Origin of the sequence: uncultured Amaricoccus sp., from assembly GCF_937858865.1 — a bacterium.
In the GTDB taxonomy this organism is placed as follows: domain Bacteria; phylum Pseudomonadota; class Alphaproteobacteria; order Rhodobacterales; family Rhodobacteraceae; genus Amaricoccus.
This window is the reverse complement of record NZ_CALLYO010000420.1, coordinates 1-8,753: the sequence shown is the minus strand read 5'-3', so window position 1 is coordinate 8,753 and position 8,753 is coordinate 1. Positions and strand designations below refer to the sequence as shown.

Below are 8,753 nucleotides of genomic sequence, written 5' to 3'. Positions count from 1 at the left end.
GCTTCTCGCCCGCCGGGTCGGGCGCTGCCCTCTTCGCCCTGGAGCGGCGTGCGGACAGGCGCGCCAAAACAGAAGAGGCCGCGGCAGCTTCCGCCGCCACGGCCCCGTCCGGAAGGCCTCCGGGGATCAGCGCTTGGAGAACTGGAAGCTGCGGCGCGCCTTGCGCTTGCCGTACTTCTTGCGCTCGACGACGCGGCTGTCGCGGGTGAGGAAGCCCGCTGCCTTCAGCGCCGGCCGGAGGCTCGGCTCGTAGAGCGAGAGCGCCTGGCTGATGCCGTGCTTGACGGCGCCGGCCTGGCCGGACAGGCCGCCGCCCTTCACCGTCGCCATCACGTCGAACTCGCCGGTGACGCCGGCGACGCTGAACGCCTGGCCGATCACCATCTGCAGCACCGGACGGGCGAAATAGGCCTGCATGTCCTTGCCGTTCACCGTGACCTTGCCGCTGCCCGGCTTGATCCAGACGCGGGCGACCGCGTCCTTGCGCTTGCCGGTGGCGTAGGAGCGGCCGAGGCTGTCGCGCTGCGGCTCGCGCTTCGGCGCCTCCTCGGCGACGGGGGCGGCGACGGCCTCGCGGAGCTCCGCGAGCGAGGAAAGATCGGCCATGGTCAGGCGCTCCGGGTGTTCTTGGGATTGCGGGCGGCGAGGTCGATCACCTCGGGGTTCTGCGCGGCGTGCGGATGCTCGGCGCCGGCATAGACGCGCAGGTTGCCCATCTGCTTGCGGCTGAGCGGCCCGCCGGGCAGCATCCGCTCGATCGCCTTGACGATGACCCGCTCGGGATGCTTGCCCTCGAGGATCTGCCCGGCGGTGCGGAACTTGATGCCGCCCGGATAGCCGGTGTGCCACCAGTAGCGCTTGTCGGCGCGCTTGTTGCCGGTCATCTGCACCTTGTCGGCGTTGATGATGATGACGTTGTCGCCCATGTCCATGTGCGGCGTGAAGCTCGCCTTGTTCTTGCCGCGCAGCACCATGGCGACGTGGGTCGCGAGCCGGCCGAGCACGATCCCCTCGGCGTCGATCAGCACCCACTTCTTGTCGATGTCGCCCGGTCGGGCGGAGAAGGTCTTCATGAGGTGGTCCCCGTGTCAGGTCGGGGATGAGGGCCGCAGCCCACCCCGGAACGGCGGGCTTTTGACCGAGATCACTGCGCGCGTCAATCCCCAAGGCGCGGAAATACCCCTTTCAAAGCAACAGCTTGAAAATAAGGTATCCCGATACCCCATTACCGGTCCGGCGCGATCGCCTCGATCACGCCGGTGAGCTTCAGGATGGTGTAGAGAATCGCCAGGCCGGCGAGCGCCCACAGCACCTTCCGCGTGCGCGGGTTGCCCGAGAGGACCGCGATCGCCGCCAGCACGACGAAGAGGATGATGGCATAGCGCAGCATCATCCGCGCGCGATCCTCTGCGCGCGGGGATAGAGCGCGGCGAAGCGGGCGCGGACGACGAGGGCGAAGAGCGCCACCGCCCCGAGCTGGTGCAGGACGGCAAGGCCGAGCGGCGCGGCGTGCATCACCGTCACGATGCCGAGCGCGAGCTGCAGCACCAGCATCGCCATCATCGCCGCGAAGGCGCCGCGGACATGTCCGAGCGCGCTCCGCCGGCTGCGCAGCCAGGCGACGAGGCCAAGGGCGAAGAGGAGATAGCCGACGATCCGGTGGTTGAACTGCACCAGCCCGGGATTGGCGAGGAAGTTCGCCCAGACCGGCTCGAGGTCGAGCCCGGTCGCCGGGAAGAGGCGCCCGCCCATCAGCGGCCAGTCGACGTAGCTCCGCCCGGCGTCGATGCCGGCGACCAGCGCCCCGAGCAGGATCTGCAGGAAGGAGAGCCCGACGAGCAGGCTCGCCCAGCCGATCAGTCCCTCGTTGCGCTGGCGGCGCGCCTGCAGCAGCTCCGCCTCGGGCCGGCCGAGCCGCAGCACGTACCAGGCGATGAGCCCGAGCAGGAGGAAGGCGAGCCCGAGGTGGATGGCCAGCCGGTAGGAGGCGACCGCGGCCATCCCCGGCGCCAGGCCGGAGCTGACCATCCACCAGCCGATCGCGCCCTGCAGCCCGCCGAGCGCGCCGAGCCCGAGGAGCCGCGGCGTCCAGCCGGCCGGAATGCGCCGGCGCAGCCCGAACCAGAGGAAGCCCAGGGCCCAGACCAGCCCGATCACCCGGCCGAGCTGGCGGTGGCCCCACTCCCACCAGTAGATCCGCTTGAAGGCCTCGAGCGTCATCCCCTGGTTCAAGGCCTGGTACTGCGGGCTGGCGCGGTACTTCTCGAACTCCGCCGTCCAGGCCTCGGGCGTCGTCGGCGGCAGCGCGCCGGTCACCGGCCGCCACTCGGTGATCGAGAGCCCCGAGTCGGTCAGCCGCGTCAGCCCGCCGACGACGATCATGGCGACGACGAGCGCGAAGAGGATCGAGAGCCAGACCGCGATCCCCCGCCGGTCGGCCGAGGGACGGCGGACGGGCGCCGGCGCCTCCGGCACCGCCTTCTTCTCGCCGACCTCCTCGAAGATGCTGCGGGTCTTGCTCATGCGCGCCTCCGGGGGGCGATTTACCCGGCGCCCGGCCGATTGTCACGCCGCCGCTTGCGCCCTGTGACGCCGCTCACAGGCCCCGCGGGGCGAATCGCCCGATACTGGCCACATCACCGGGGACCGAAGCCCCGGCCCAGAGGGAGCAAGACGATGACCGCCATCACCACCCGCCCCGCCGAGATCACCCTTCCCGCGACGCTTCCGGCCCGCATCGCCGCCCGCATCGCCACCGCCATCGCCCGGGCCCGCGCCCGCCGCGCCTACCGCCAGCTCCTCGAGCGCGAGGACCACGTCCTCAGCGACATGGGCCTCTCCCGCCGCGAGGTCCGCAAGGCGCTGATCGAGTGCGGCGGCCGGCCGTGAACCGCCCGCCTTGATCGAGTTGAGGTCGAAGAAGAAGGCCTCAGGCCGGCGCCGTCCCGCCGATCGCGCGGGTGATCCGGTCCGCCGCCGCCCTGACCAGCTCGCCGAGCCCCGGCCCGGCGCGCGCCATGCGGACCGTCGGCCCGGAGATCGAGACCCCGGCCGTCGCCTCGCGGAACTCGTTGAAGATCGGCGCCGCGATGCAGCGCATCCCCTCGGTCCGCTCCTCGTCGTCCATCGCCCAGCCGCGGGCGCGGATCGCGGCCAGCTCCTCGGCCAGCCGCGCCGGGTCGGTGATCGTCCGCTCGGTGAAGGCGGCCAGCCCCTGCTCGCGCACGATCCGCGCCACCGCCGCCGGCGGCAGATAGGCGAGCAGCGCCTTGCCGATCCCGCTCGCATGGATCGGCCCGCGCGTCCCCGGCCGGAAGAAGGCGCGGATCGGCTCCTGCGTCTCCACCTGGCTGAGGAAGATCACCTGCCCGCCGTCGGCGATGGCGAGGTTCGCCGTCTCCCCCGTCTCGGCCATCAGCGCATGCATGACGCCGCGCGCCTGCTCGACCAGGCTGGTGCGGCCGAGGAAGGCGCTGCCGATGCGGAAGGCCTCCTGCCCGACGAACCAGAGCTGCGTCGCCGCCTGGGTCTCGACGATGCCGTGCGCCTCCAGCGTCGAGAGCACGCGGTAGACCGTCGCCGGCGCCTGCCCCGAGGCTTCGGCGAGCTCGGTCAGCGACATGCCGCCCTCCCGCCCGGCCAGCACCTTCAGGATCGCCATCGCCCGGTCGAGCGCCTGGATGGTGTTCTGCTCCGGGTTCGGATTGAACGCCTTCGGCCGCCCCCGGCTGCGCTTCGTGGTCATGTCCATGGGCTGCATCCTATGCCATCATCCGCCGCGCCGCCATCCACCGCCACCGGCAGGTGAAAAACCTCAACCACCTGGAAAGTCGGACCTTTCCCCGTTAAATGGAGTTTTGAAAAAATATTTCAAAAAAATTGCCGCCGGCGCGAATCGCGGCTATAAGCAACGCAAGCAAAGGAGGGAACGCCCATGTCCAGCCAGAACCCGGTCTTCATCCCCGGCCCCACCAACATCCCCGAGCGGCTTCGCCACGCCGTCAACATGCCGACGCTCGACCACCGCTCGGCGAGCTTCGGGGCGATCTTCAAGCCGCTCTTCCCCGGCGTGAAGAAGGTCCTGAAGACCAGGGACGCCGAGATCGTCATCTTCCCGGCGACCGGGACGGCCGGCTGGGAAGCGGCCATCTCCAACACCCTCTCGCCCGGCGACAAGATCCTCGCCTGCCGCCACGGCATGTTCTCGCACCGCTGGATCGACATGTGCGAGCGCCACGGGCTCGACGTCCACAAGCTGACCGCCCCCTGGGGCGCCGGCGCGCCGGCGGCCGAGTTCCAGGCCGTGCTCGAGGCCGACAAGGACCATGAGATCAAGGCCGTCCTCGTCACCCACAACGAGACCGCGACCGGCGTCCGCTCCGACGTCGGCGCCGTCCGCAAGGCGCTCGACGCCGCCCGGCACCCGGCCCTCCTCCTCGTCGACGGCGTCAGCTCGATCGGCTCGATGGACTTCCGCATGGACGAGTGGGGCGTCGACGTCGCCGTCACCGGCAGCCAGAAGGGCTTCATGCTCCCGACCGGCCTCGCCATCGTCGGCGTCAGCCAGAAGGCGCTGAAGGCGATGGAGACCGCCAGGCTGCCGCGCTGCTTCCTCGACTTCCGCGACATGCTGAACACCAACCCGAAGGGCGGCTATCCCTTCACCCCGCCGGTGCAGCTGCTCTTCGGCCTCGGCGAATCGCTGAAGATGATCGAGGAGGAGGGGCTCGAGAACATCTACGCCCGCCACCACCGCCTCGCCGAGGGCGTCCGCCGCGCGGTCGCCGCCTGGGGGCTGAAGCTCTGCGCCCACTCGCCCGACCTCTACTCCGAGACGGTCAGCGCGGTCGTGGTCCCCGAGGGCTTCGACGGCACCAGGGTCGTGGTCCACGCCGCCGACAAGTACGGCGTCGCCTTCGGCGTCGGCCTCGGCGACGTCGCCGGCAAGCTCTTCCGCATCGGCCACCTCGGCAGCCTGACCGACGTCATGGCGCTCTCGGGCATCGCGACGGCCGAGATGGTCATGGCCGACCTCGACTTCCCGATCAAGCTTGGCAGCGGCGTCGCCGCGGCGCAGGAATACTACCGCGGCACCGCCGCCGCCCTGAGCAAGGCCGCCTGACCATGACCGCCGTCGCGACGACCGAGGATCTCTACATCCCGACCTGGGACGACGTGCTGGCCGCGCATGAGCGCGTCCGGCCCTACATCCACAAGACGCCGATCCTGACCTCGCGCTTCATCAACGAGCTCGCCGGCGCCGAGCTCTTCTTCAAGTGCGAGAACCTGCAGAAGGCCGGCGCCTTCAAGGTGCGCGGCGCCTGCAACGCCGTCTTCGGCCTCTCCGAGGAGAAGGCGAAGAAGGGCGTGGCGACGCACTCCTCCGGCAACCACGCCCTGTCGCTCTCCTACGCGGCCGGCCGGCGCGGCATCCCCTGCCACGTCGTCATGCCGCGCACCGCGCCGCAGGCGAAGAAGGACGCCGTCCGCGGCTACGGCGGCGTCATCACCGAGTGCGAGCCCTCGACCTCCTCGCGCGAGGAGGTCTTCGCCCGCGTCCAGGCCGAGACCGGCGCCGACTTCGTCCACCCCTACAACGACGAGCGCGTCATCGCCGGCCAGGGCACCTGCTCGAAGGAGATCGTCGAGGAGCTCGGCGCCCTCGACGCGGTCGTGGCGCCCATCGGCGGCGGCGGCATGATCTCCGGCACCTGCCTGACCCTCTCGACCATCGCGCCCGGCACGAAGATCTACGCCGCCGAGCCCGAGCAGGCCGACGACGCCTACCAGTCGTTCAAGCAGGGCAGGATCATCGCCTACGACGCGCCGGTGACGGTGGCCGACGGCCTCAAGGTGCCGCTCAAGGAGCGCACCTGGCACTTCGTCTCCACCTATGTCACCGACGTCCTGCTCGCCTCCGAGCAGGAGATCATCGACGCGATGCGCCTCATCTGGGCGCGCCTCAAGATCGTGATGGAGCCGAGCTCGGCCGTGCCGCTCGCCACCATCCTGAAGAACCGCGACACCTTCGCCGGCAAGCGCGTGGGCGTCGTCATCACCGGCGGCAATGTCGACCTCGACAAGCTGCCCTGGCTGAAGTGAAGGGGAGGAAAGACATGACCAGATACGAGAAGATCGACGAGCTCGAGGTCGGCTACGACATCCCCGCCAGCATCGGCATGGCCTACGAGGACATCCAGACCCCCTGCCTGATCCTCGACCTCGACGCCCTCGAGCGCAACGTCCGCAAGCTCGGCGACTACGCCCGCAAGCACAACATGCGCCACCGCGCCCACGGCAAGATGCACAAGTCGGTGGACGTGCTGAAGCTGCAGATGGAGCAGGGCGGCGCCATCGGCGTCTGCTGCCAGAAGGTCTCCGAGGCCGAGGTCTTCGCCCGCGCCGGCATCAAGGACATCCTGGTCTCCAACCAGGTGCGCGACCTCGCCAAGATCGACCGCCTCGCCCGCCTGCCGAAGATCTCGGGCGGCCGCGTCATCGTCTGCGTCGACGACGTCAGGAACGTCGCCGACCTCTCCGCGGCCGCGCAGAAGCACGGCACCGAGCTCGGCGTCTTCGTCGAGATCGACTGCGGCGCCGGCCGCTGCGGCGTGACGACGACGCCCGCCGTCGTCGAGATCGCCAAGGCCGCCGCGGCGGCCCCCGGCCTGCGCTTCCTCGGCCTGCAGGCCTACCAGGGCGCCATGCAGCACATGGACAAGTTCGAGGACCGCAAGGCCAAGCTCGACATCGCCATCGCCATGGTCGAGGACGCCGTCGCGGCGCTGAAGGCGGAGGGCCTCGAGCCCGAGCTCGTCTCCGGCGGCGGCACCGGCAGCTACCAGTTCGAGTCGAACTCCGGCGTCTACAACGAGCTCCAGTGCGGCAGCTACGCCTTCATGGACGGCGACTACGGCCGCATCCTCGACGAGAACGGCAAGCGCATCGACCAGGGCGAGTGGGAGAACGCGCTCTTCATCCTGACGAGCGTGATGTCGCACGCCAAGGCCGACAAGGCGATCTGCGACGCCGGCCTCAAGGCGCAGTCGGTCGACAGCGGCATGCCCTTCGTCTACGGCCGCGACGACGTGAAGTACATCAAGTGCTCCGACGAGCACGGCGTCATCGAGGATCCGCAGGGCGTCCTGAAGATCAACGAGAAGCTGAAGCTCGTCACCAGCCACTGCGACCCGACCTGCAACGTGCACGACTGGTACGTCGGGGTCCGGAACGGCAAGGTCGAGTCGATCTGGCCGGTCAGCGCCCGCGGCAAGGTCTACTGACCCTTCCCTCCCGCGCCCCCGTCTCCGGCGGGGGCGCCCAGGTCTTCATACGGCCTTGAAACCTGGAGAGCAGTCGTCTTTCCGCCCACAGGCGGAAAGACAAGCAAAGCAACAATGCGCGCACCTGCGCGCCCGAAATGGCCGCAACTGCGGCCCGCGCCGCCCGCCGAAAGCTGAACGCGCGGTTAACGCGAACATAATAAGAAATCAAAACCAATAACTTACCTATAGTTTCGCGCGCGAAACGCCCCGAGGAGCCCCCGAGATGATCATCGTCCCCGAAGCCGCCTGCCCGGATCTCCTCTCGCTCGACGACGCCTTCGAGCCGGTCGAGCAGATCTTCGCCGCCATGGCCCGCGACGACGCCTACAACTTCCCCGTCGTCCGCGAGGCGATCGGCCACGCCGATGCCCTCTACGGCTTCAAGGGCGGCTTCGACCGCGCCGGCCTCACCCTGGGCGTGAAGGCCGGCGGCTACTGGCCGCACAACCTCGAGCGCAACCTCGGCGGCAACCACCAGTCGACCGTCTTCCTCTTCGACCCCGACACCGGCCGCGTCTCGGCGCTGGTCGGCGGCAACTATCTGACCGCCGCCCGCACCGCCGCCTCCGCCGCCGTCTCGATCAAGCACCTCGCCCGCCCCGATGCGAAGGTCCTCGGCATGGTCGGCGCCGGCCACCAGTCCGCCTTCCAGATGCGCGCCGCCGCCCGCCAGCGTCCCTTCGAGAAGGTGATCGGCTGGAACCCGCACCCGGAGATGCTCTCCCGCCTCGCCGACACCGCCGCCGAGCTCGGCCTGCCCTTCGAGGCGGTCGACCTCGACCGGCTCGGCGCCGAGGCCGACGTCGTCATCACCATCACCTCGAGCTTCGCGCCGCTGCTCCATGCCGCCCAGGTCCGGCCGGGCACGCATCTCGCCTGCATGGGCACCGACACCAAGGGCAAGCAGGAGGTGGAGGCCGAGCTCCTCGCCCGCGCCACCGTCTTCACCGACGAGGTGGCGCAGTCGGTCTCGATCGGCGAGGCGCAGCATGCCGTCGCCGCCGGCCTCGTCGCCGAATCGGCGATCACCCCGATCGGCCGGGTCATCAACGGCGACCATCCCGGCCGCAGCTCGGCGGAGGAGATCACCCTCTTCGACGGCACCGGGGTCGGCCTGCAGGACCTCGCCGTCGCCGCCAAGGCGGTCGAGCTCGCCCGCCGCTCGGGAAAGGCGATCGAGATCGACCTCTGACCCGAGGCGCTTCCCCGCGCTTCCCCGCACAGATTCCCCCGGCCGGCAGGAGGTTTTACAACCCGTCCTGCCGGAGCTATCTCTGGAATCGTGCCTGCCGGCCGCCGGAGCCGCGCGCCTTCAAGGGGAATCGCCATGTCGGACAGCCTTCACCAGCCCCCCGCCGAGATCGTCGCCCGTGCGCACGTGAACGCGGCGCAATATGCGGAGAAGTATGCCGCCTCGATCGCGGACCC

Annotated in this window: 10 protein-coding genes; 5 read left to right on the top strand and 5 right to left on the bottom strand. The window is 69.9% G+C overall.

The annotated features are described in order from the left end of the window. Positions 1-126 precede the first annotated feature (126 nt). The 4 genes from rpsI to ctaA all read right to left on the bottom strand — a co-directional run bounded on the left by rpsI (position 127) and on the right by ctaA (position 2,523). Complete coding sequence (rpsI, locus tag Q0112_RS12475; RefSeq protein ID WP_297975811.1) at positions 127-606, bottom strand: 30S ribosomal protein S9; 480 nt, start codon at positions 604-606, stop codon at positions 127-129. A 2-nt stretch (positions 607-608) separates the two neighbouring features. Further along, a complete protein-coding gene (rplM, locus tag Q0112_RS12470) occupies positions 609-1,073 on the bottom strand; it encodes a 50S ribosomal protein L13 (protein WP_297975810.1) in 465 nt (154 codons plus the stop codon). 152 nt (positions 1,074-1,225) lie between these two features. Further along, entirely contained in the window at positions 1,226-1,393 is a 168-nt protein-coding gene (locus Q0112_RS12465) for a hypothetical protein (protein WP_297975809.1), read from the bottom strand. Next, positions 1,390-2,523: a heme A synthase gene (gene ctaA, locus Q0112_RS12460; protein ID WP_297975808.1), complete on the bottom strand. Its 1,134-nt coding sequence runs from the start codon at positions 2,521-2,523 to the stop codon at positions 1,390-1,392. The genes Q0112_RS12465 and ctaA overlap by 4 nt, the downstream gene beginning before the upstream one ends. Before the next feature lie 153 nt (positions 2,524-2,676). On the opposite strand from ctaA, the gene Q0112_RS12455 reads away from it, so the two are divergent. Further along, a complete protein-coding gene (locus Q0112_RS12455; protein WP_297975807.1) occupies positions 2,677-2,889 on the top strand; it encodes a DUF1127 domain-containing protein in 213 nt (70 codons plus the stop codon). 40 nt (positions 2,890-2,929) lie between these two features. Here Q0112_RS12455 and bhcR read toward each other — a convergent pair whose 3' ends face one another. After that, the gene (gene bhcR / locus Q0112_RS12450; RefSeq protein ID WP_297975806.1) at positions 2,930-3,751 is read right to left on the bottom strand and encodes an HTH-type transcriptional regulator BhcR; all 822 of its coding nucleotides are present in this window, start codon (positions 3,749-3,751) and stop codon (positions 2,930-2,932) included. Between the two features lie 183 nt (positions 3,752-3,934). On the opposite strand from bhcR, the gene bhcA reads away from it, so the two are divergent. From bhcA to bhcD, 4 genes are all read left to right on the top strand, one after another. Continuing rightward, positions 3,935-5,122, top strand: a complete 1,188-nt coding sequence (gene bhcA / locus Q0112_RS12445) for an L-aspartate--glyoxylate aminotransferase BhcA (RefSeq protein ID WP_297975805.1) — start codon at positions 3,935-3,937, stop codon at positions 5,120-5,122. A 2-nt stretch (positions 5,123-5,124) separates the two neighbouring features. Then, positions 5,125-6,102 carry a beta-hydroxyaspartate dehydratase BhcB gene (gene bhcB / locus Q0112_RS12440; RefSeq protein WP_297975804.1) on the top strand — a complete coding sequence of 326 codons (978 nt, stop codon included), beginning with the start codon at positions 5,125-5,127 and terminating at the stop codon, positions 6,100-6,102. Between the two features lie 14 nt (positions 6,103-6,116). Next, positions 6,117-7,283: a 3-hydroxy-D-aspartate aldolase BhcC gene (gene bhcC / locus Q0112_RS12435; protein WP_297975803.1), complete on the top strand. Its 1,167-nt coding sequence runs from the start codon at positions 6,117-6,119 to the stop codon at positions 7,281-7,283. 265 nt (positions 7,284-7,548) lie between these two features. After that, positions 7,549-8,517 (top strand): iminosuccinate reductase BhcD, encoded by a 969-nt coding sequence (bhcD, locus tag Q0112_RS12430; protein WP_297975801.1) that lies wholly within the window; start codon positions 7,549-7,551, stop codon positions 8,515-8,517. Positions 8,518-8,753: the final 236 nt, after the last annotated feature.